This window comes from Mucilaginibacter sp. (assembly GCF_039921305.1).
Lineage (GTDB): Bacteria > Bacteroidota > Bacteroidia > Sphingobacteriales > Sphingobacteriaceae > Mucilaginibacter.
The window spans coordinates 50,920-73,787 of record NZ_JBDSCA010000061.1; the positions used below are offsets into that span (position 1 = coordinate 50,920).

23 protein-coding genes are annotated in these 22,868 nt (G+C 41.1%); 11 read left to right on the forward strand and 12 right to left on the reverse strand.

The genetic code is table 11. The features are described 5' to 3' along the window. The first annotated feature begins 12 nt into the window (after nt 1–12). On the forward strand, nt 13–801 hold the full coding sequence (locus ABIN91_RS18800; protein WP_348052984.1) for a hypothetical protein: 789 nt from the start codon (nt 13–15) through the stop codon (nt 799–801). A gap of 146 nt (nt 802–947) precedes the next feature. Here ABIN91_RS18800 and ABIN91_RS18805 read toward each other — a convergent pair whose 3' ends face one another. The 3 genes from ABIN91_RS18805 to proS all read right to left on the reverse strand — a co-directional run bounded on the left by ABIN91_RS18805 (nt 948) and on the right by proS (nt 4,573). Beyond that, nucleotides 948–1,823, reverse strand: a complete 876-nt coding sequence (locus ABIN91_RS18805; protein ID WP_348052985.1) for a TIGR02757 family protein — start codon at nt 1,821–1,823, stop codon at nt 948–950. A gap of 31 nt (nt 1,824–1,854) precedes the next feature. Continuing rightward, nucleotides 1,855–2,994 carry a cystathionine gamma-synthase gene (locus ABIN91_RS18810; RefSeq protein WP_348052986.1) on the reverse strand — a complete coding sequence of 380 codons (1,140 nt, stop codon included), beginning with the start codon at nt 2,992–2,994 and terminating at the stop codon, nt 1,855–1,857. 106 nt (nt 2,995–3,100) lie between these two features. After that, nucleotides 3,101–4,573, reverse strand: coding sequence for a proline--tRNA ligase (gene proS, locus ABIN91_RS18815; RefSeq protein ID WP_348052987.1), 1,473 nt, complete (start codon nt 4,571–4,573; stop codon nt 3,101–3,103). A 102-nt stretch (nt 4,574–4,675) separates the two neighbouring features. Here proS and ABIN91_RS18820 point away from each other — a divergent pair, with 102 nt between their 5' ends. From ABIN91_RS18820 to ABIN91_RS18840, 5 genes are all read left to right on the forward strand, one after another. Then, nucleotides 4,676–5,572: a hypothetical protein gene (locus ABIN91_RS18820; protein ID WP_348052988.1), complete on the forward strand. Its 897-nt coding sequence runs from the start codon at nt 4,676–4,678 to the stop codon at nt 5,570–5,572. 28 nt (nt 5,573–5,600) lie between these two features. After that, a complete protein-coding gene (locus ABIN91_RS18825) occupies nt 5,601–7,109 on the forward strand; it encodes a hypothetical protein (protein ID WP_348052989.1) in 1,509 nt (502 codons plus the stop codon). Nucleotides 7,110–7,197: 88 nt separating this feature from the next. After that, nucleotides 7,198–7,959: a DUF4905 domain-containing protein gene (locus ABIN91_RS18830; protein ID WP_348052990.1), complete on the forward strand. Its 762-nt coding sequence runs from the start codon at nt 7,198–7,200 to the stop codon at nt 7,957–7,959. 16 nt (nt 7,960–7,975) lie between these two features. Beyond that, nucleotides 7,976–8,995, forward strand: a complete 1,020-nt coding sequence (locus tag ABIN91_RS18835) for a LysM peptidoglycan-binding domain-containing protein (protein ID WP_348052991.1) — start codon at nt 7,976–7,978, stop codon at nt 8,993–8,995. Then, a complete protein-coding gene (locus ABIN91_RS18840) occupies nt 8,988–9,623 on the forward strand; it encodes a uridine kinase (RefSeq protein ID WP_348052992.1) in 636 nt (211 codons plus the stop codon). Before ABIN91_RS18835 ends, ABIN91_RS18840 begins: the two co-directional genes overlap by 8 nt. 115 nt (nt 9,624–9,738) lie before the next feature. Here ABIN91_RS18840 and ABIN91_RS18845 read toward each other — a convergent pair whose 3' ends face one another. Further along, the gene (locus ABIN91_RS18845; RefSeq protein WP_348052993.1) at nt 9,739–10,395 is read right to left on the reverse strand and encodes a 3-oxoacid CoA-transferase subunit B; all 657 of its coding nucleotides are present in this window, start codon (nt 10,393–10,395) and stop codon (nt 9,739–9,741) included. A 229-nt stretch (nt 10,396–10,624) separates the two neighbouring features. Here ABIN91_RS18845 and ABIN91_RS18850 point away from each other — a divergent pair, with 229 nt between their 5' ends. Together ABIN91_RS18850 and murA are read left to right on the forward strand one after the other, a co-directional pair. Beyond that, nucleotides 10,625–11,374, forward strand: a complete 750-nt coding sequence (locus ABIN91_RS18850) for a DUF4290 domain-containing protein (RefSeq protein WP_348052994.1) — start codon at nt 10,625–10,627, stop codon at nt 11,372–11,374. Between the two features lie 130 nt (nt 11,375–11,504). After that, nucleotides 11,505–12,812, forward strand: coding sequence for a UDP-N-acetylglucosamine 1-carboxyvinyltransferase (murA, locus tag ABIN91_RS18855; protein WP_348052995.1), 1,308 nt, complete (start codon nt 11,505–11,507; stop codon nt 12,810–12,812). Between the two features lie 64 nt (nt 12,813–12,876). Here murA and ABIN91_RS18860 read toward each other — a convergent pair whose 3' ends face one another. The 6 genes from ABIN91_RS18860 to ABIN91_RS18885 all read right to left on the reverse strand — a co-directional run bounded on the left by ABIN91_RS18860 (nt 12,877) and on the right by ABIN91_RS18885 (nt 19,866). Continuing rightward, a complete protein-coding gene (locus tag ABIN91_RS18860; protein ID WP_348052996.1) occupies nt 12,877–13,482 on the reverse strand; it encodes a DUF4199 domain-containing protein in 606 nt (201 codons plus the stop codon). A 5-nt stretch (nt 13,483–13,487) separates the two neighbouring features. Continuing rightward, nucleotides 13,488–14,156 carry a hypothetical protein gene (locus tag ABIN91_RS18865; RefSeq protein ID WP_348052997.1) on the reverse strand — a complete coding sequence of 223 codons (669 nt, stop codon included), beginning with the start codon at nt 14,154–14,156 and terminating at the stop codon, nt 13,488–13,490. 4 nt (nt 14,157–14,160) lie between these two features. Beyond that, on the reverse strand, nt 14,161–15,414 hold the full coding sequence (locus ABIN91_RS18870) for a dihydroorotase (protein WP_348052998.1): 1,254 nt from the start codon (nt 15,412–15,414) through the stop codon (nt 14,161–14,163). A 25-nt stretch (nt 15,415–15,439) separates the two neighbouring features. After that, nucleotides 15,440–17,494: a BatA domain-containing protein gene (locus ABIN91_RS18875; RefSeq protein WP_348052999.1), complete on the reverse strand. Its 2,055-nt coding sequence runs from the start codon at nt 17,492–17,494 to the stop codon at nt 15,440–15,442. Between the two features lie 102 nt (nt 17,495–17,596). Continuing rightward, nucleotides 17,597–19,039 (reverse strand): NAD(P)/FAD-dependent oxidoreductase, encoded by a 1,443-nt coding sequence (locus ABIN91_RS18880; protein WP_348053013.1) that lies wholly within the window; start codon nt 19,037–19,039, stop codon nt 17,597–17,599. Nucleotides 19,040–19,656: 617 nt separating this feature from the next. Beyond that, the gene (locus ABIN91_RS18885) at nt 19,657–19,866 is read right to left on the reverse strand and encodes a hypothetical protein (RefSeq protein WP_348053000.1); all 210 of its coding nucleotides are present in this window, start codon (nt 19,864–19,866) and stop codon (nt 19,657–19,659) included. Nucleotides 19,867–19,998: 132 nt separating this feature from the next. On the opposite strand from ABIN91_RS18885, the gene ABIN91_RS18890 reads away from it, so the two are divergent. Next, entirely contained in the window at nt 19,999–20,259 is a 261-nt protein-coding gene (locus ABIN91_RS18890) for a hypothetical protein (RefSeq protein ID WP_348053001.1), read from the forward strand. 29 nt (nt 20,260–20,288) lie between these two features. Here ABIN91_RS18890 and ABIN91_RS18895 read toward each other — a convergent pair whose 3' ends face one another. Both ABIN91_RS18895 and ABIN91_RS18900 read right to left on the reverse strand, forming a co-directional pair. Then, nucleotides 20,289–20,510, reverse strand: a complete 222-nt coding sequence (locus ABIN91_RS18895; RefSeq protein ID WP_348053002.1) for a hypothetical protein — start codon at nt 20,508–20,510, stop codon at nt 20,289–20,291. Nucleotides 20,511–20,608: 98 nt separating this feature from the next. Next, nucleotides 20,609–20,881: a hypothetical protein gene (locus ABIN91_RS18900; RefSeq protein WP_348053003.1), complete on the reverse strand. Its 273-nt coding sequence runs from the start codon at nt 20,879–20,881 to the stop codon at nt 20,609–20,611. A 283-nt stretch (nt 20,882–21,164) separates the two neighbouring features. Between ABIN91_RS18900 and ABIN91_RS18905 the strand changes: the two genes are divergently transcribed. Beyond that, nucleotides 21,165–21,734, forward strand: a complete 570-nt coding sequence (locus ABIN91_RS18905; RefSeq protein WP_348053004.1) for a sigma-70 family RNA polymerase sigma factor — start codon at nt 21,165–21,167, stop codon at nt 21,732–21,734. 13 nt (nt 21,735–21,747) lie between these two features. Then, nucleotides 21,748–22,851 (forward strand): serine protease, encoded by a 1,104-nt coding sequence (locus ABIN91_RS18910; RefSeq protein WP_348053005.1) that lies wholly within the window; start codon nt 21,748–21,750, stop codon nt 22,849–22,851. The last annotated feature ends 17 nt before the right edge of the window (nt 22,852–22,868 follow it).

Here is a 22,868-nt window from a genome sequence, read left to right on the forward strand (position 1 = left end):
AGTGCTTAAAACATGAATATCACTAAATTAACTAAACATTTTATTTGTTTTTTACTGTTGCTAACGGGTATTTTACCGGCTAAGGCACAGATATTCCGTATCAATACCATCAATTGTAAATTGAGTAATGCCGATACTGCCCTGCTTAATAAAATGGGAAGGTTTGAGGCTAATTTTTACAACCAGGTGTTTAAAACTACCCGGAACGACACAGTTACTATCGATATTAATTTATATGGCAAAAAGCGTGAATTTAATGACCTGCAAAATGGTGCTACGGCTAATGCTACTTTTGCAGACGGATATTACATGCCGGCTAAAAACAAGATTTTTATCTACAAAACGGATAATTACATGCGCACGCTTTTCCATGAATCGAGCCATAACCTGTTGCGTTATAATTATACAAACCCGCCTAAGTGGCTTAACGAGGGTATTGCAACTTTGTTAGGTTATTTGGTTGAAACTACCGACAACCGGATATTGTATATGCCACAGGCAGGGATTGTAAAGATGGTAAAGGATAGTATAAGGGCACGTACTTTTAACCTGAATAACTTTTTCAAGACCCCAAACTCAGATTGGTACATCAAAAAGAAGGCCGATATGCTTTATGCGACATCGTACTGTATCATCTATTTTTTGATCAATCAGGATAAGGATTACCTGGCGCCGATACTTGTGCTGATGCAAAAAGGATATTCAACCGATAGGGCTATTAAAGAAGCTTTTGGGAGCCTGAATAATTTCGCGGAGGAATTTTATGATTTTTATTTGCGCGGTGCGGGAATCAAGATTTAGATATTGAAAGAAGAATCAAGAGGCAAGAGTCAGGAATCAAGACTTTTGAAAACACCCATATTTACCCATGTGCAAAGAAGAATCAAGAGGTGATAATCAGGAATCAAGCCTTTTGATAATACCCATATTTACCCATGTGTTGTTAATTAAAACTTCTCTTCTATACCCAGGCCGAAGAGGGCAAAATCGTACTTAACGGGGTCAATTGGATCGAAATCGCGGAGTTTTTGGGTGAGTTCGACGGCGGTTTGCCAATCGGTTTGTTTACGGGTAATGAGTTTGAGTTTACGGGCCACACGGTCTACATGTAAATCGCAGGGCATAATAAGATCGGCGGGTTTAATGTGATTCCAAATGCCGAAGTCTACTCCGTTATCATCTTTACGCACCATCCAGCGAAGAAACATATTCAGGCGTTTACAAGTTGATTTCTGCTCGGGCGAGGATACGTGTTTTTTGGTGCGGTGCGGAAAATCGGGCAGGGAGAAGAAGTAGCGGCGGAAATAGTTGAGCGACTGCTCAGCCCCCCAGCCCGCTAAAGGTGGAGCTAATTTGCTACCGGCTCTTGCCTTAGCTAATTCTATTATTTGTTCGCCCTTTAGGGGATTAGGGGGCATGAATGCGGCTTCGAGCGATTCGTGCCTTTCGTAATGGTAGCGGAAGAAGCTGATGAAATATAGGGTGTCGATATCGTTAAAGGTACGGTGTTTGAAATGGAGCAACTTTTTGAGGTCGATCTCTTGGTGGTTCATGATGAAATCGTGCGGTGCGCCATCCATCAAACTGATGAGTTGTTTACATTTATTGATGATGGTTACGCGTTGCCCCCAGGCTAAAGTTGCCGCCCAGAAGCCCATGATCTCGATGTCTTCCTTTTTGGTGAACAGGTGCGGGATGACGATAGGGTCGTTTTTGATGAAATCGGGGCGATTGTATTGGGCTACTTTGGCATCGAGAAAATGCTTCAGGGCCCCTTCCATCCCCTGAAGGGGAAACTCATAATCAAATTTGTTCTTAACCATAGTTTGTTCCCCCTTTAGGGGGTAGGGGGCTTTATCCTAAAGCTTGTTTCAGGTCCTCTAATAAATCTTCAATATCCTCCACTCCTACGCTTAGGCGTAAAAGACTATCAACAACGCCGGCTTTTTCACGGAGTTCTTTCGGGATGGAGCCATGAGTCATGCTTACGGGGTGGTTGATCAATGATTCTACACCGCCTAATGATTCGGCAAGGGTAAATACTTTGAATGAGCCTGCAAGCTTGTAGGTATCTTCTAAGGTTGCACCCTTTACGGTGAAGGATATCATGCCACCAAAATCGCGCATTTGCTTTTTGGCGATATCGTGGTTAGGATGATCTTCGAAACCGGGCCAATAGAGTTTATCGATCTTGGGATGTGTTTTTAGGTATTGAGCTATTTGGCGACCGTTTTCGCAATGGGCTTTCATACGCAGGTGCAGGGTTTTAATACCTCGCAGCACTAAAAAGCTATCCTGCGGACCAGGGGTTGCGCCCGTTGCGTTGTAAATGAACCAGAGCTTTTTGTAAAGTTCATCGTCGTTCAGCATCAACGCTCCCATTACCACATCGGAGTGACCGCCGAGGTATTTGGTTGCAGAGTGCATCACAATATCGGCACCCAGATCGATAGGGTTTTGCAGGAATGGTGAGGCAAAGGTGTTATCTACACAAAGCAGGATATTCTTTGCTTTCGCTATTTTGGCTACGGCCTCAATATCGATGATCTTCATCGTTGGATTGGTTGGTGTTTCTATCCAGATGAGTTTGGTTTTATCGTTAATGTAGGGTACAATATTTTCTGGTTTGGACATATCCAGAAAATGGAACTTAATACCAAAGTTGGCAAATATTTTGGTGAACATGCGGTATGAACCGCCGTACAGATCGTCGCCGGTTATTACTTCGTCTCCGGGTAAAAGTAGTTTCATTACGGCATCGGTAGCGCCTAATCCGCTGGAAAAAGCGAGGCCGTGTTTGGCGTTTTCGAGCGCTGCCAAACAATCTTCCAATGCCTTACGGGTTGGATTTGTACCACGCGAATACTCATACCCCTTATTATCGCCCGGCGTTTTTTGCCAATAGGTTGATGTTTGGTATATGGGCGTCATTACGGCACCGGTTGTTGGGTCGGGCTCCTGCCCCGCGTGTATTGCTTTTGTTCCGAATTTCATGAGCATGTAGTTGAGCCCCCCAGCCCCCTAAAGGGGGAGCAATTATAAACGACCGATTTCCTTTAGGGAAAGGAAACTCCTGTTCCCCCTTTAGGGGGTTAGGGGGCTAATACGCCCTCGCAAATAGCACACGTTGGGTACTTGGTTTGCCGGTTAATATACACGTTCCGGCTTCCTGTTTATTGTCTAAGGGGATACAGCGGATTGTTGCTTTGGTTTCTTGTTTGATGCGTTCTTCGGTTTCTGGCGTACCATCCCAATGTGCTGAGATGAAGCCCGGAGTTTCGTCGAGGGTACGTTTGAAATCTTCGTAAGTATCTACTTCGCGTGTGTTTTCTGCACGGAACTTGAATGCTTTTTGGAAGATGTTATCCTGGATCTCAACCAGTAGGTTTTCGATCAAATCAGTTAAACCTTCTTGCTGAACGGTTTCTTTGGTTTTGGTATCGCGGCGAGCTAACTCTACAGTACCGTTAGCCAGGTCACGGCCACCGATGGCTACCCTTAACGGGATACCTTTTAGTTCGTATTCGGCAAACTTAAAGCCTGGGCGTTGTGTATCGCGGTTGTCGTATTTAATGCGAATATTCTTTGATTTTAACTCTTTGGATAGCGTAGCTACATATTCGCTGATCTGTGCCAACTCTTCATCGCTGCGGAAGATAGGCACGATAACAACCTGTATTGGTGCCAGTTTTGGTGGCAAAACCAACCCTGAATCATCAGAATGGGCCATTACCAAGGCGCCCATTAAGCGGGTTGATACCCCCCATGATGTTGCCCATACAAACTCTTGTTTGCCTTCTTTACTGGTGAACTTTACATCAAAAGCTTTGGCAAAGTTTTGACCTAAGAAGTGTGATGTACCGGCTTGCAGAGCTTTACCATCCTGCATTAAAGCCTCGATGCAATAGGTATCCAATGCTCCGGCGAAGCGTTCGTTGGCTGTTTTTTTACCACGAACTACTGGTAATGCTAACCAGTTTTCGGCAAAGTCGGCATATACGTGGAGCATTTGCTCGGTTTCGGCAATGGCTTCTTCTGGCGTGGCGTGGGCGGTGTGGCCCTCTTGCCACAAAAACTCCGTGGTGCGTAAAAACAGGCGTGTGCGCATTTCCCAGCGCACTACATTGGCCCATTGGTTTATTAAAAGTGGCAGATCACGGTAGGATTGGATCCATCCTTTATAGGTATTCCAGATAATGGTTTCGGATGTTGGGCGAACGATCAGTTCTTCCTCTAATTTTGCAGTTTCATCCACAATAATATTGCCATTGCCATCGTTCTTTAGGCGGTAATGTGTTACAACCGCGCATTCCTTAGCAAAACCTTCTACGTGGCTTGCCTCTTTTGAGAAGAATGATTTTGGTATAAAGAGCGGAAAATACGCGTTACTATGCCCTGTATCTTTAAACATTTGATCTAATACGGCCTGCATCTTTTCCCAAATGGAATATCCATATGGTTTAATTACCATACATCCTTTAACGGCAGAATGTTCGGCCAGATCGGCTTTAACAACTAAATCATTAAACCATTGCGAGTAATCTTCGTCTTTACTAACGATCCCTTTGCTCATATATATTGTGGTATAAAATTTGACTATTCAATTATGTTATTATTGCCGCCAAATTTATAAATTTATACTTTATTTAAACTTTTACTTTAACCAATTATAAAAATGAAACGGAACATACTTAAGGGAATGATTCTAATCGGCGCTATAGCGTTGAGTTCCTGTTCTACTCAAAATAAGTTAGCATCGTCACAAGTACCTGATGATGATGTATATTACACCAAGGCTAAAGCCGGCGACCAGCCTGTTTATGCAGTCCAGCAAAATACGTATCGCAGCGATGATAATTATAACAATCGTTACAACAACCAGGACGATTATTACTATTATGATAGCTATTCGGCACGCTTAAATCGCTTTTATAATTACTCGCCGTTCTTATCATCGTATTATGAAGACCTATACTACGGACAATACAGCCCATATTACAACGGATACAGCTTTGGCGTTGGATTAGGATTTGGCGGTTATGGTGGTGGTTATTTTGGCTACAGTCCTTATAGCTATTATGGATATAACTATGGGTACAACCCGTACTTTGGCTATAGCAATTATGGCTATTACGGTAATACTATAGGTTATGGTTACTCACCTTACTGGGGAGCGGTATCTTATTATAATGTTGCACGCACATATAATAACCCAAGGCCTTACCGTGGATCGGGAATGCCTGCTAACTCTAACACTGCTGGTGTATCTTATGGTAACAGAGGTAGTGGTATATCTTATAACAATGGCAACAACAGCGGCGTTTACACACAGCGTGGTTCAAGGGGATCTGGTTCGGCAAGTGTAGCTACCAATAGTACAAACGGCAATAATGGTAGTAACAACAATAGTGGCGCAAGGCCGGTTCGTCAGGATGCACAGCCACAGCAACAACGCCCGCAACCAACTTACCAACCACAGCCACAAACACAATCGCAGCCAGCTTCTTCATCTTCGGGTTCAAGTAGCTCAGGTTCATCATCATCAGGTGGTGGCAGGCCGGTTAGACCATAATTAATTGTACGCAGACAATCTATCTTACATGAAAACCAAACATATACTAACCGTAGTGGCTATAGTAGCCATTACACAAACCTCTTACGCTCAATATTCGCAGGATGCTATCCGGTTTTCTACTTCCCAAACCGGATCAACGGCCAGAATAAAGGCTATTGGTAACGCTCAAACCGCTGTTGGCGGCGATATGAGTAACATTAGTGGTAACCCTGCTGGTTTAGGTTTTTTTACCAAATCGGAATTAAGCATTACTCCCGAGTTTAACAAGTTTGGTGCAAGTACTTATTACTTAGGGCAAGGTTCAGAATCAAATACAAGTAATTTAAATTTCAACAATGCCTCAGCGGTTTTATATTCCAGATTAAATACCCCATCGGGAGGTAATAAAGAACAAGGGTGGTTGAGTTTTAATGTTGGTGCATCATATAACCGCACTAATGATTTTTATCAAACCATTAATTATAACGGTAATAATACGGCCAATTCTATTTCAAATTATTACGCAAACCTGGCTAATGGCCAAGGGGTAGATGTGAATAACCCATATACTTTGCAGGATTGGGCTTATGTACATAACCTGATAGACCAGTACAGCAATGGCGGGCCTACTTATCAAAGTAACGTATTCCCTTACAATTCGGCAGCGGGTAGTAAAACTGTTAATCAAACCAACAGCATTACGCGCGAAGGCGGACAAACCGAATTCAGTATTTCGGGAGGAGCCAATTACAGTAACACATTTTACCTCGGTTTTGGCATAGGTATAACCAGTTTGCGTTACAATTCTATTAATACTTTCACAGAAACAGGTACTGCTTCGGTGCTTAATTCAAGCAATGTGCCCACAAACTCTAATTACGTATCATCATACTCACAAAACCAGGCCACTACAGGTTCGGGCTTTAATGCCCGTTTAGGTTTTATATACAAACCAGACCCGGCGGTACGTATTGGAGCTACTTTAACTACACCAACCTGGTATACTATTGACGATGATTACTCTGAAGGATTAAATACTAATTACAAAACGGGTGTGATTGCCACTTATGCAAATGGCCCGGCAGATTATCCACTAACTTATAATTTTCATACCCCATTAAAAGTTAGCGGTGGTGTAGCTGTGTTTTTAGGCACCGTTGGCTTTATTACCGGCGATGTTGAATACCTTGACTACTCAAGCACCAGGTTAACCAATGCTGATGGCTATGATGCAAGTAATGATAACCATGACATTAAAAGCCTGTACCGCTCAACAGTTAACGCGCATGCTGGTGCCGAGGTCAAATTAGACCAACTTTACCTGCGTGGAGGATATGGCATCCAGGGTAACCCGCAACGTAACTATGGCAGCGATTTGAAAACCATTAGTGGTGGTTTGGGGTATAGGTTTATGAATTATTATATTGATGCAACCTATACCAATGTGCAAGGAACACAAAGTATATTCCCTTATACAACCACTACTTTAAGTCCGCAGGCTGATGTGAGCAAAACATACGACAATGTTTTTGTGACGTTTGGTTTGAGATTCTAATAAGCCAAACAGATTATCCAACTTAAGTATATTAAAGAAGCCTGCTTGTTCAAAGCAGGCTTCTTTAATTAATGCGACTAGCCAATACATGATAATATTAAAGCCATCCATACAACAGCAATTTGCGGGGCAGATATGGCGAATGCTGATCGACCCGCAAAAGGAGTTGTTGTTTACTGAAACACGTGATGTAGAAAGCAGGCAAGTTTCCTTTTCGGGATTTGATCTGAATAGTGGTAAAGTTACTTTTATTGATTTTATTCCGGATGAAAGCTGGCTAACCGGAATGGAAGGCTGCTTTGAAGGTGTTTTGTTTTTACATGGATATGAATCGGCACAAAGCCCGGTACACAAAGGCATTACTGCTATAGACGGAGCCACAGGAAATATTTTATGGAAGAATTTCACCTACGCCATTCAACATATCAGCGCAAGCGGACCTATAGCCTACAATACCCAGATACAGCCGCCTAAATTATTTGTATTAAACGCTCAAACTGGTGCAGCTTTACGCGGTTTTGATGTATCTGTTGATATAGATCAGGATCAAAACATGAAGGTTCCACATCTTATAGACACGCTGGATGATAACTTTAAAGCACATATTGAGGGCGAGGTAGTTGGTAATATCCATTACATTGAGCACAATAGTTTTAGAATTGTATCTTTGCACGCCTTAGTTAAAACTAACCTTAGCCAAATTTTGCTGATAATGCAAGGTGAAGAATTGGTTTACGAGGATTTATTACTTGATGAGATACAAAAACTGCAACCCGAGGCGTTTATAATGCAACAAAACCGGTTGATCTACATCAAAAACAGAATTGAACTAAAGGTTTTAAATTTATAAATGCGTTTAAAAAACAATGATGAAATTTAAATTTTTATTAATAACCATCTTATTATCATCACTTTCTATTTCTTTATTTGCCAATGGCCTGATAGATTCTACAGGGGTTGAAAATCAGAATGGCAAAAAAGTTATCCTGCATAAAGTTGAACCTCACGAGAGCTTTTACTCCATAGCCCGAAAATATAAAGTTGAACCAAAAGTGCTTATCGCTTTTAATAACAATGCACCAACGTTAAGTATCGGTCAGGTTATTAAAGTACCTACAGAGTTAGCTTTCGCGGAAATGCCTGCTCCCAAAAAAACCGGCATTGCCGCTCACAATGATTTTAGTATAAGAAGCTCTCCGGCTATGGAGCCCAAAGCTACGGTTCAAAACCCAACTGCAACTACGCCAATACCTACTTCAGAAACACAGGCATCTACCACCCAATACAAAGTTGCTGCCGGCGAAACGCTGTACGCGATATCAAAACGCTTTAATACTACCGTTGCTGATATTACCAGTTTAAATAATTTAAAATCCACTAACCTTACTCCCGGTCAAATCATATTGGTTAGATCGGTGCCGCCAACCACATCTGCGGTTAAACAAGTGGTAACTCCAACTGTGGTTGCTCCAAAGCAAGTTACTCAGCAAATCCCTGTACAGCAGCCTCCTATTCCTACTGCCAAACGTGATACAACATTGGTTGCAACATCAGACAGTATTGAGTTGAGCCATCGGAATGTTCCGGCTAACCGCTATGGCTTACAGGAAAAGAACGAGAAAGGTTTGGCTGTTTGGATGGATAACGATAACCTTGACCCTACCAAGAAATGGGTACTGCACAAAACCGCTCCAATTGGTACCGTAATTAAAATTACAAACCCGATGACAAACCGTACAACTTTTGCAAAAGTTGTTGGTACATTTACTGATAATGAAAATACCAAAGATGCCCTGATGGTGATGACGAAAAGTGTTGCAGAATCAATAGGCGCCATGGATAAACGTTTTCACGTAATTATAAGCTACGGAACTCCGAATGAATAAACCTTTTATTATTGGTATTGCCGGCGGAAGCGGATCGGGCAAAACCTTTTTTTTGAAATGCTTTTTAGAACACTTTAAAGCCGACGAAGTGTGTTTAGTATCGCAGGATGATTACTACATCCCGGTAGCGGATAACATGACTCCGTTAGAGAATAAACTTTACAATTTCGATTTGCCGCACACTATTGATAAAGCCCATTTTATGGCCGATATTGATAAACTGATGCACGGTGAAAGTTTCACTAAAAAGGAATACACCTTTGGCAACCCAAATGCCACACCTAAAATGCTTGAGATTAAACCTGCCCCTATTGTTATTGTAGAAGGTTTGTTTATTCTGCATTTTAAGGAAATAGCGGATGTATTGGATATGAAGATATTCATTGATGTAGAAGAAGACATAGCCCTGCAACGCCGCTTAAAACGCGACCTGCTGGAACGCGGCTACTCACACGATGATGTGATGTACAAATGGGAAAATCATGTTGTACCGGCTTATAAAGAGTTTTTATTGCCTTATAAAAATGAATGCCATAAGATCATCATTAACAATACCCAGGTTGCCGATGACATTATTGCGATAACGGATACCATTAGCGAAGAATTGAGGGAAAAATTGGAAATGTAATTACTACTCTCTATCATGTCATTGCGACGTACGAAGCAATCGCGAACAATACAAGACCAATTGACATGGTCGCTTTTTTCCGTGCGATTGCTTCGTACCTCGCAATGGCAAACTTTTAAATTACCATCTCGGGCACATCACCATCAATAATTAGTTTACCCGCTGTAGCCGCTATTATTTCTTCGATACTTACACCGGGCGCGCGCTCTAATAGTTTGAAACCGCCTTCGGGCAAAACATCCAATACGGCCAATTCAGTTACTATTTTTTTAACACAACCTACACCAGTTAAGGGCAATGTACATTGGGGTAAGAGTTTAGATTCGCCTGCTTTATTTACGTGCTGCATAGCTACGATGATATTTTCGGCAGAAGCTACCAGATCCATCGCGCCACCCATACCCTTAACCATTTTGCCGGGGATTTTCCAGTTGGCTATATCTCCGTTTTCCGAAACTTCCATAGCACCTAAAATAGTAAGGTTAACTTTTTTGGCCCGTATCATACCAAAACTCATAGCCGAATCAAATATGGCCGAGCCCGGCAGCATTGTAATAGTTTGCTTACCCGCGTTAATGGTATCTGCATCTTCTTCTCCTGCAAAAGGAAATGGCCCCATACCTAACAAGCCGTTTTCGGATTGCAGCACTACATCCAGATCTTTCGGAATGTAATTGGCAACCAATGTTGGGATACCGATGCCCAGGTTTACATAAAAGCCATCCTTTACTTCGCGGGCTATGCGTTTGGCAATATCGTTTTTATCGAGCATGGGGTTATAGTTGGTAATACAAAGGTAGCAGAAAAGAATCAAGAGGTAAGATTCAAGAATCAAGAATTTACAGTCTAAAAAATTACCCCACTTGCACATTCAACAATTGTTACTTATCTTTACAGCAAGCAATCGCTTTAATTCAAAACCAGGCTCGCGCCGGAGTATCTCAGCCTTCCCATTCCGGGAAATAAATACTAAGCGATCCTCAACAAACATTAAATTTTATATGGTACAACCAACTTTTGATTATAACTCAACAAGGAGCAAATTGCTTTTGAGTGAGTATGGCCGTAATGTTCAAAACATGGTCAAATATATAGTTGCCCTCCCTACAAAGGAAGAACGCAACAAGTACGCCGCTGTGGTGATAGACCTGATGGGTTTTTTAAACCCGCACCTGCGTGATGTAGCTGATTTTAAACACAAACTGTGGGATCACCTGCATATCATCTCTAACTTCCAGATCGATGTGGATTCACCCTATCCACCACCCGATCCTGAAAAGATACATGAGAAACCAGAACCTTTAAAGTATCCGCACCAGCGTATCAAATACAAGCATTATGGCAAAACCATTGAGCTGATGATAAGCAAGGCTAAAAGCATACAAGAGCCGGATCGTCGTAACCATATGGTGCAGGCTATCGCTAACTTTATGAAAATGGCTTATGTGCAATGGAATAAAGATTCGGTTGCTGATGAAACCATTTTAAACCACTTATACGAACTATCTGGTGGTGAGTTAAAGCTTGATGAGAACGTTAACCTGGCTAAAGTTGAGTACCGTGCAAACACCCATACACAAAGCAAAGGTGGTACTGGTGGGCGTACTAACAATACCCAAAACCGTGGTGGCGGAAGCAGCGGTGGTGGGCGTACTAACAACACCCAAAACAACAGGAACAATAACAACAACCAAAACCGTGGCCGCAGTAATAATAGCGGTGGCAGCGGCGGCGGTGGACGCAAATATTAATTAGATATGAGTATTGAGATATCAGATGTGAGATAAAAGATTCATATCTGATATACAAAATTTGGCTATCATTGTATAAACCAAAATCAATCTCAAATCTATTATCTAACATCTCATATCTAAACAAAACATGGGTGCATTTGAAATAAAGGGTGGTAAACCATTAAAAGGCGAGATCATTCCGCAAGGTGCAAAAAACGAGGCCTTACAGGTAATATCGGCTGTATTGCTTACCGAAGATAAAGTGACTATCAGCAATATCCCGAACATTGTGGATGTAAATAAGCTGATCGAATTATTAGGCGATATGGGCGTTTCTATTACACAGGATGCTCCCGATACTTATACTTTTGAGGCAAAGAATATCGATCTGGATTTTTTCCAGTCGCCGGTATTTAAAGCTAAAGGTGGTAGCTTGCGCGGATCTATCATGATAGTAGGCCCCTTGCTTGCGCGTTTTGGTAAAGCGGCTATCCCTAAACCAGGTGGCGATAAAATAGGACGCCGCCGATTAGATACCCACTTTTTAGGTTTCGAAAAATTAGGCGCACGCTTTGATTATAACCCCGAAAACGGGTTTTTTAATGTAGATGCCTCTAATTTGAAGGGGACCTATATTCTATTAGACGAAGCATCCGTTACCGGCACAGCCAATGTAGTAATGGCCGCTGTATTAGCTAAAGGAACTACAACGTTATACAATGCCGCTTGCGAACCATACCTGCAACAGCTATGCAAGATGCTTAACCGCATGGGTGCAAAAATTAGCGGTATAGGTAGTAACCTGCTAACTATTGAAGGCGTAACTAAATTAGGCGGCACAACACACCGCATGTTACCAGATATGATCGAGATTGGTTCATTCATTGGCCTTGCGGCGATGACAGGCTCTGAGATCACGATCAAAGATGTTCAATATGATGAACTGGGTATGATACCTGATATTTTTAAACGTTTAGGTATTAAACTGGAACGCCGTGGCGATGATATCTTTATCCCCGCGCAAGAGCATTACGAGATAGAAACCTTCATTGATGGCTCGATTATGACCATAGCTGATGCGCCATGGCCCGGCTTTACGCCCGACCTATTAAGCATTGTATTGGTAGTAGCCACACAATCAAAAGGTTCGGTACTGATACACCAGAAGATGTTTGAGAGCCGTTTATTCTTTGTTGATAAGCTGATTGAAATGGGTGCTCAGATCATTCTTTGCGATCCGCATCGTGCTACGGTGATTGGTTTGGATAAACAAATGTCATTAAGAGGCATCAAAATGACATCTCCGGATATTCGTGCCGGGGTTTCGTTGCTGATTGCAGCGCTATCCGCACACGGCACATCAACCATTTATAACATTGAGCAAATTGAACGCGGTTATCAATATATCGACCAAAGGCTGATCGCTTTAGGTGCTGATATTAAGAGAGTTGAATAAGTATACTATTAAGTTTTTAAATAAGAAAGCGGCTTATGGCCGCTTTCTTATTTAAAAACTATTGCTAAACCGTTGGGTCTAAACCCTCATCGGGATCTAAACCCTCCACCGCTAATGGTTTTTCCTTTTTAAAGAAAGCTGCGTATATCAATGCGATTACAAAATCAATAATGATAGCTATGCCAAGCCCTTTGGCTAATTTGCCAGGCGTACGATTATCTTCAAATTTCGACTCCATATCGGCAGTTTGCTTATCAATCTTTTCCTGATCAACACCTTGTTTCTTCATATAATCACTTGTAGCACTTGCATACACAGTTTTCATTTTACTCATTTGGTCTGGCTCTATAAAAGTTCCAAAACCAAGGCTACCAATTGTTGAAAGCAAGTAGCTAACAAAAAACATAATAAATATCCCTGTTGTAGCTTGTCTGAAATTCCAAAAACCACCTATCTTTTTACGCAGATCAAAACATAACCAAATAGATATCGCTAATGGGATCAAAAAAGTTATTCCAATTGGACCAACAATGGTTATCATCCAAAAATTGTTAGTCATAGAGGTCACAAAATAAAATAAGAATATACCCAGCACTAAAAATATAACGCCAAATATCAGACCGTTAGTAACGGCATTTTTTCTAATTTTTTGCTCTAACGTTTCCATCATTAATTTTAATTAAATTTCTCTAATATACTAAACACCGCCATATCAAAATCTTTGGCTACCGATTTTTTCTCAATCGATTTCTTCAGCTCGTCCGATGGTTGTACATCATAAAAGAAGCACATTATCGGGTAGAACAACTCTTTCAGTTCCGATTTATCGTTAACCGTAGTAGCCGTTTTGGCTATTTCTTCTACCGATGTTTCCATCAATATCTGGTTCGCAATTATCGGCTCATAAATACGGTATTCATCCTGAAACTCATCTTCATCAACTAATAAAAACTCCTTTAAAAAGTCTTCTAATTCGGGTTCAATATCTTCGTCTTTACATTCGTTAAGATATAATAGCACATTTAAAAGCTCGGTTCCTCGGTCAAGCGTATCCTCCTCTATTTGCTCCCATTCCTCCGAATCCAAGTAATCTTCTTCCAATTTAATTACATCCGCGCTAAAAAAATTCATCAGCAACAGATCAAAGAAAACCTCGCGCAAAGCTTCCATTTGTGGATAATCGTCAAACACAGCATCCAACAGGTCAACTTTTGATAAAAAGTCTTCCTCGCTCGAAAATGCTTTGATCAGATCATCCTGAATAGCTTTGGTATTAAGCTCGTTCTTTTCGGCAAAAACCGCTACCGCGCTTGTTAAAGCCGCCTGAATTTTGGGGTCCATCATAATTTTAGGATTTAAATACCTGGTTATTGTTACAAGTTAACAAAACTTTCCCGGTTAATTGCTTGTCAATAAAAGGGGAATTATATGATTTGGATTGGTTATTCTGTTTAGTATAGGTCCACTCGGCTGTGGCGTCAAATACCACCAAATTAGCTTTCTGCTTTTCAGTAATGCTTGGCACATTGATATTCAATATCTGGCGAGGTGCAACCGATAGTTTCTGAATAATCAGTTGAGGTGTTAAACCAGCTTGCAAGGCCAGCGATAAAGCAGTTTGCAAACCTATCATACCAAATTCGGCTACCTCAAATTCCACATCTTTAAACTCAATTTCGTGAGGGGTGTGTTGCGATACAATGGCATCAATAGTACCATCTTTCAAGCCATTTATCAATGCCGTAACATCAGCATCGGTACGCAAAGGCGGCTTAACCTTATATTGTGAGTCAAAACCTAACAAGTCTTTATGTGTAAGTACCAAATGGTGTGCCGCAACATCGCAGGTAACCTGCAAGCCTTTAATCTTAGCCTGGCGGATCAGATCAACCGAACGCTCGGTAGATACCGTACTGAAATGAACCTTTGAGCCTGTATACTCAGCCAGGTAAAGGTCGCGTGCTATCATCAACTCTTCGGCTAATGCTGGGATACCTTTCATGCCCAACAAGGTGCTGATCACACCTTCGTGAACTTTAGCCTTACCGGCGATGGCTTTATCTTCAGGATATGAAAAAACCAGGCCACCAAAGCCCTGCACATATAACATGGCGCGTTCCATCAACCCGGCATCTTGTATCGGGTACTTGCCATCCGTAAAAGCTTTCGCTCCGCTTTGATGCATATCATACATCTCGGCCATGTCCTTACCCTCGCATTTGTGTGAGATAGTGCCCAACGGAAATATATCAACCAAATTACCTTTAGCTTTATTAAGGATGAATTCTACTTCCGATTTTGAATGCACCGGCGGCTGTGTGTTCGGCATTAAAGCCAAACCTGTAAAACCACCTGCCATGGCCGCTTTGCTACCACTTTGCAGGTCTTCCTTAGTTTCAAGGCCCAATTCGCCAATGTTACAGTTCAGGTCAAAAAAGCCTGGAGCAACCTGTTTGCCTTTCGCGTCAAATGCCTCTACATCACTTTTAATATCCGTTGCTATTTGAACAATAACACCATCTTCAATTAAAATATCGGCAATTTGCTGGTTAAAGGCAGAGTTCGGGTCGGTAATGGTTGCAGATCTGATGAGCAAATTCATTGGAGAGGTGCTTTTATATGGGTTTCTAATTTATCGGAACCACTTGTTTTTCAGGTTGATAAAACCTGATCAGCAATATTTCGGCCGCCAGACTTATCAGCGCCAAAATTATACAAAGTTTCCATAATTCTAAGCCAATATTTGTTTTGGCAACAGTATCTTTTAATGATGCCACTCCGGCTTGTATAATATTGCTCTCTTTACCGCTGGTTTGCGCCTTTAATTCAGCATCGTCCGGGTAACTTAAGTCCGACTCACTCCTGCTGTTATTAAATGCCAGCACAGCCATCAAACTATCCTGCTTTTGTAACCTATAGTTTCCTGGCTCACGCACCTGGTCGCTCAGGTAAAGCACTGTACTCCCCTCCTGCTGCCGCACATCCGGAATAATGACCTGCTGATCTTTATGTAGTTTCAAAACCTGCTTATCTGTTGATTGTACAGGTAAAGTTTCTACTGCTTCATCTTCACCAATAGTATAAAACAAAGCCGGATCGTGTCCGCTCAATAAAGCTATCCTGAACAAAGTTGGCACCAACAAAGCATGGTGTGCTAAATTACTGTAAGCATCATCCAAAGGTACCGCCGAAACATAAGTTCGCCCCCTTCCAAAAGGATAAACACCAAAGAACGTTTTACCACCCGGCAGATCCATCAGGCTTTCACGACCGCTATGCGACGAGCCTACCAGGTCATAATATTTAGAAACCACCGGCAGATTAGGATTTTGAGGTAATTGCTCAAACGTATTTTTAAATACCGGATTTTGCAGATTTATACGCGATACCTTACCACCCTGAACTATCACCTTATCGGGATAATCAGCCGCAATAGGTTGTAATAGCAATTTATAACTTGACACATCAGCGCCATCCGCCGGGAAAACCAATAACGAACCACCTTTGCTCACATAGGTTTTTAACTGCTGCGCCAATCCTGTCGAAATAGCCTTCACATCGCTCAACACCACTAATGGGTAAGCGGCTAAGCCCGCATAATCAACATTTCCATCATGTACAGCTTGCACTTTAAAAAATGGGTCGGTATTAAATACAGCCTGTATATATTTATTAGGCGTACCACCATCAACCAGTAAAAGGGGCATTTGCTGCTGTACTTTAAAGGTGAAATAAAACTGATTATCAAAGCTTACGGGATTATCCTGCAAGTCAATTTCGGCTTGTTGCCAGCCTGCTTTAAGTCCCGAAAAGCTCAACGTATCTGTTTGTATACCTCTCGCTTTTAAAGTAAAGCTACCTAATGCCTTTTGCTCACCATTAACCAATAGCTTAAGCGGAACTTTCTCGGCTTGCTGATCGGCATAGTTATGCAGTTGCACTACCAGTTTTTCACTCTCGCCGGGGCGATGCACCGCGCTCAGCAACCAAACCGAATCAACCGCGATATTAGCCAGCAGGTTTGATTTTAATCTCACCAAGCTTAAAGCAGCCAAAGTATCGGTTTTAATGGCTTTTTGCGAGAACATGTTCTTCTGAAAATCAGATATCACATATAAAGCCTTATCCCCATTAACCTGCGTATTCAGCAGGCTTTGCTGGCGGTTAACTATCTGCTGCAATTGTCTGCTCTGCGGACTAACCCTGATCTTATCCACTTCATCATCAAACTCATCCCGGCTCAACAAACGCTGGTGCCTGCCTTCAAAATCCTGTGTCAGCAACTGAAACCTATCGTTTATACTATAACCAGAAGCTATCTCTTTAGCACGCCTGCGTGCCTCATCCAGCAAACTCCCCTCGCGGTTAAGCGTTAGCATCGAGTACGAATTATCAACAAACACACTCACCAAGTGCATTTTACCAATGCTGATGTTCTTCCTTGCGGGGATAAATGGCCTCGCGAAAGCCAGCACCAAAAAAAACAGCGCCAGCAAACGGGGAATGAGTATCAGGAGCTTTTTAAGATTCTTTCGGGATGATTGCTGTTGCTGAATATTCTTCAAAAACTGCACATTACTAAAATACACCTTTTTGTACTGCCTGAAATGGAACAGGTGTATGATAATTGGTATGGCTAATGATAAAAGCCCGAATAAAAATGCAGGATATACAAATTGCATAGACTAATCAAATATAGATATTATATATGCAAATGAGTAAATGTGCAGGTATGCAAATGATTTTACTTGAGATTTCTTAAAGTCTCCCCTTTCGGGGGAGATTTAGAGGGGGCTAATCTTTATCCCAAACACATCCTTCAAAGCCCGCTTTGCCGAGTAATACCCGCACATGCCATGCACACCACCACCTGGTGGGGTCGACGATGAGCAGATATACAAACCCTTTGCCGAAGTACGGTAAGGCGAGCTTCGCAATACCGGCCGGGTAAACAACTGGCCAATATCAATCACGCCTCCATTAATATCACCACCAACATAATTAGGGTTATATTCTTCTATCTGCTCAGTATTCATCGTATGGCGCGCCAATATCCTATCTTTAAAGCCGGGCGCGAAACGCTCAACCTGCTGCTCAATAATTGCCGTCATATCTTTGGTTGAACCATTCGGAACGTGGCAATATCCCCACACAGCCTGCTTCCCTTCGGGTGCCCGGCTACTATCAAACAAGCCTTGCTGGGCCAGCAGCACATAAGGCTTTTCGCTATGCTGTCCTTTCCATACCTCTTTTTCAGATAGTGCTATCTCCTCAAAACTGCCGCCTATATGTACCGTTCCGGCTTGCGAACATTCGGGTGCAGTAAATGGCACATTACCATCAATGGCCCAATCTACTTTAAAAACACCCATACCATAGCGGTAACGCTCCAGTTGCCATTTATAAAGCGGGCTCAATTTATAACCTGCAATTTGCAGTAACTGCTTAGGGGTAACATCAAACAGTACCGCATGTGCCGATGGTAGCTGATCTAAACGTTTCACATAAAAACCAGTCTCTATCTTACCACCTATCGAAGCAAAATATCCTGCCAAAGCATCTGCAATTGAGCTCGAACCACCTTTCGGGATAGGCCAGCCATACAAGTGCCCTGCCGACATTAATACCAAACCAATAGCAGCCGTAGCAATATTCGACAACGGCTGAATAGCATGTGCTGCCATCCCGCCAAACAAAGCCTGGGCCTCCGCGGTTTTAAAGTGTTTAGCCAAAGTAGCAGCAGGCTTTAACCCCTGCAAACCAAACTGAGCCATAGCTATAGGGTGTTTCGGATAATGCAAGGGCCCTAAAACATCTGCGGCAATTAACGGCCAATTTTTAACAACCGGCTCCATCAAATCCAGGTAATTCTGCCTGTCGGCACCCAGTAATTCGGCCGTTCCGGTTAGTGATCTTTTCAATACTACCGCGGTACCATTATCTAACGGATGCGCCACGGGCAAATCTGGCTGTATAAATTCCAATCCAAATTGAGCCAAAGGCAAAGTCTTAAAAAATGGCGAACCAACTGCCAGTGGGTGTATCGCCGAACAAACATCATGCACAAAGCCCGGCAACGTTAACTCTGCCGATCGCAAACCGCCACCAATCGAACCCTTGCCCTCCACCAGCAAAACCGATAAGCCCGATTGTTGCATAGCAATAGCAGCCGCAAGCCCATTAGGCCCAGAGCCAACCACTATAGCATCATAATCGCGCTTGTCCAACATTTAGATTTGGGTATTGAGATGGGAGTTTTAAGGCAATAACTTTAATAACAAGACTAACAAATTATGGGTATTTATGGGTATGCTTAATTACAAATTATGGGTATTTTTCCTTGTTTTTTTGATACTCAATTATCAAATCCGCAACAAATCCATCAATAGTAACTGTAATTACCTCAATAATTTAAATAACAAAATATGGGTATAAAGGTTGTAAACTATTTGTGCAATATTGATCAACATCCTATCGCCCATTCGGGCGTCACACCTGAATACAAACAGTTTCAGCGTCCACGCTTACGTGTGCATTTGGATCCGATAAACTATTGTTACTATTTAGGTTTCAAAGCATTGCGCTTAGTTCTAATACAAAAATACGAAAAATCAACGGCATAGTCAGTACAGCATTTCAATGCTGGCAAATTAAACGCCATCAAAAAAACTCATTTGTTATCCAAAATTTTAGGGAATCCTGCCCCGGCGGGGCTACATATTTGTAGAAAACAAAAGTAATTAGCTTTGTGCCTCGTAGAGGCTACCCTTCCGGGGAGCTAAGCCCCCACAAAAAAAGCCCCACAATAAATTGCGAGGCTTTTCCTTTTCTAAAAAAAATAGAATTACATTTTTTTAGCTACTGAGTCTTTTTTAACTACAGTGTCAGCTTTAGAAATTGAAGTGTCTTTTTTAGCTGTTGTGTCAGCAGCCATTTTAGCTGAATCTGCTTTTGCAGCTGAATCAGCAGCAGAAGTTTTTTTCGGACCACCGCAAGAAGCGAATGCTACTGCTACTACTAACGCTAATGCGCTTAATTTGATAGAGTTTTTCATGTTAGTTTTTTAAAAGTGATTAATAGTTTAGGCTTAATACCTAAAACGAAAAAAGGTAACCCAATTATTTTGAAAAAAATAATTAAGCTACCCTTTTGTTATTAATTACTTAATAAAAATTACTTTTTAGTGGTGCTATCAACAGTAGTAGTTGTTGTAGTTGTTGTAGCAGTGCTATCTTTCTTAGCAGCTGTATCAACTTTAGCAGTTGAATCTACAGTTGTAGTTTTAGTTGAATCTACAGTGCTGGTTGATTTGTTACCACCACAAGCAACAACTGATAATGACAATACTAATGCTAAAGCGCCTAATTTGAATGAATTTTTCATGTTTGAAGTTTTTATTATTTTAAGCTTAATACTAGCTTATAAAGAAGGTAACCCTAAAAATTAAAATTAATTTCAGGGTTACGCTTCATCAAATTACATTTTTTTAGTCTCTGTCTTTTTAGTTTCAGTTGTAACTGTAGTATCCTTTTGTACTGGAGCAGTAACAGATGTATCTTTCTTAACTGTATCAGTTACAATTGTAGATGAATCAGTTTTGGTTGTATCAGAACCTGTAGAAGTTTTGTTACCACCACAAGCAACAACTGATAATGATAATACTAAAGCTAAGGCACCTAATTTGAATGAGTTTTTCATGATTTAATGTTTTTAATTTTAACTTAATACAGATAACTTGAAAAGGTAACCCAATTATTTTAAAGAAAATATAAATCGTATCAGGATATTATATTTTATTACTGCTTAGTAACTTTCTTTGTTGTAGTGGTAGTCTTCTTCTTTTCAACTTTGTTAGATACCGTATCAATAGGTTGCTTTAAACTTTTGTTTGATACCGTGTCAATAGGTTGCTTTAAGCTCTTGTTTGATACCGTGTCAAAAGGTTGCTTTAAACTCTTGTTTGATACTGTATCCTTACCTTGTTCTGTTGATTTTCCTTTTGGATCACAAGCTACAATGCTTGATGCTATTACCAAACCTAAAGCGGCTAATTTAAATGAATTTTTCATGATGGGTTTTTTGGTTTAATTTACCCTTAATACCTTATTATGAATAAGGTAACCCTATACATTATGCACTATATTTCGACTATCATAAGCATCTGCTCTTAATGTTTAAAAAATAGCTGACAACTATTCAGCATGTTAAATAATTAAACACGGCCATTGGTATAAATAAGTGCTTTGGTAAGCATATTTGCACTATTTTTGATTTTGTGACAATGCACCAACACCCCATCAAACTTATTTATATAATTGTTGGGTTACCATTTGAAAATAAACGTATTAAGTAGTGAATAATAATGTGAACAATCCGGCACCGGCAGATAACGAAGCTATTTTAGGCATCCTGAATAACTCGGAGGCCATGCTTAAACGGATTTATTTAGCATACTTCCCCATGGTACTCCAACTGGTTATCACCAATAATGGTAACGAAGACGATGCCAAGGACATTTACCAGGAAGCTATTATCGTTCTTTATAATAAGGTTAGGGCAGGCAATTTTGAACTAAGCAGCAAGCTTAAAACATTTATCTACTCTGTTTGTCGAAGGTTATGGCTCAAAAGGTTAACCCAACTGAGCCGTTACGGTGGCGACATTCACGACCTGCAGGAGTATTTACCCGTAGAAGAAGATATAGCCAACCACGAAGAGAAAGATATACAGTTCAACAAAATGACTGGTGCATTAGGTTTGTTAGGCGAACCCTGCAAAACCATTATTGAAGACTTTTATATAAACGACAGATCGATGCAGGAGATCTGCGAAAAATTTGGCTATACCAATGCGGATAATGCCAAAACACAAAAATACAAATGCCTGCAACGCTTAAAGAAACTATTCTTTCAGCAAAAATAAAAGGAGTAAAAAGATGAGTGATATTGAATTAATGGCAGTAGTTGAACGGTACCTTAACGGCGAAATGAATGCCGATGAGCGTATCCGCTTTGAAATGCTTCGCCGCGAAAACGCCGAGGTTGATAATACAGTTAAAGAACACCAGGAATTTACCGGCCGCCTAAAACAATATGGCGAACGCCTGGCGTTCGAAAACTTATTGAACGATATCCATAACGAAATTGATGTTCAGGCCCTGAAAGATGAGTTTGTACATCACCCATCATTAATAGTTCGTTTATGGAGAAACCACCACTCAAAAATATCTGTAGCGGCATCAATTACCATTTTCGCGGTTTTAGGTACTTTATTCCTTACGGGATATTTGAAAAGCCAGAAACAAGAGAATGATGTAATTTACCTTAAGCACGAAATTGCCCAGGTTAAGCATAAAAACGATGTGATATCGCAGTCTATTAATACCTTAAATATACGGCCAAAACAAATGGCGCCATCAAACTATCATGGCACCGGAACAGGTTTCGCTATATCTTCCGACGGTTACCTGGCAACTAATTTCCACGTAATAAACGGAGCCGATTCTGTATACATCCAAAACGCTGATGGTACTGCCTATCACGCCAAAATTGTATCTACCGATCCGGCAAATGATATCGCTATCCTAAAAATAACCGACCCATCTTTCAAATCATTTGGTGCATTACCTTATGGGTTCAAAAGAAGTAAGTCAGATTTAGGCGAAGATGTATATACTTACGGTTACTCAAAAGATGATGGTTTTTATTCAAAAGGCTATATAAGTTCCGGTAATGGCTTTAAAGGTGATACCGTAAAATATCAACTCAGCATGGATGTTGACTTTGGTAACAGTGGTGGTCCGTTGTTAGATGCTAAAGGCAATGTAATAGCCATTATAAGCAGTAAACAAGCCCATACCGATGGCGCCTTCGCTATCAAATCAAAATATTTATATAAAGCCATTCAGGCCATTGCTCCCGATTCGTTAAGATCAGACAAAATTGTACTAAGCTCTAAAAGCAAGTTTGCCAACCTGGGCCGTACACAGCAATTGAATAAATTACAGAATTACGTATTCATGGTAAAGGTTTACAATTAAACCAAACACATACTTTT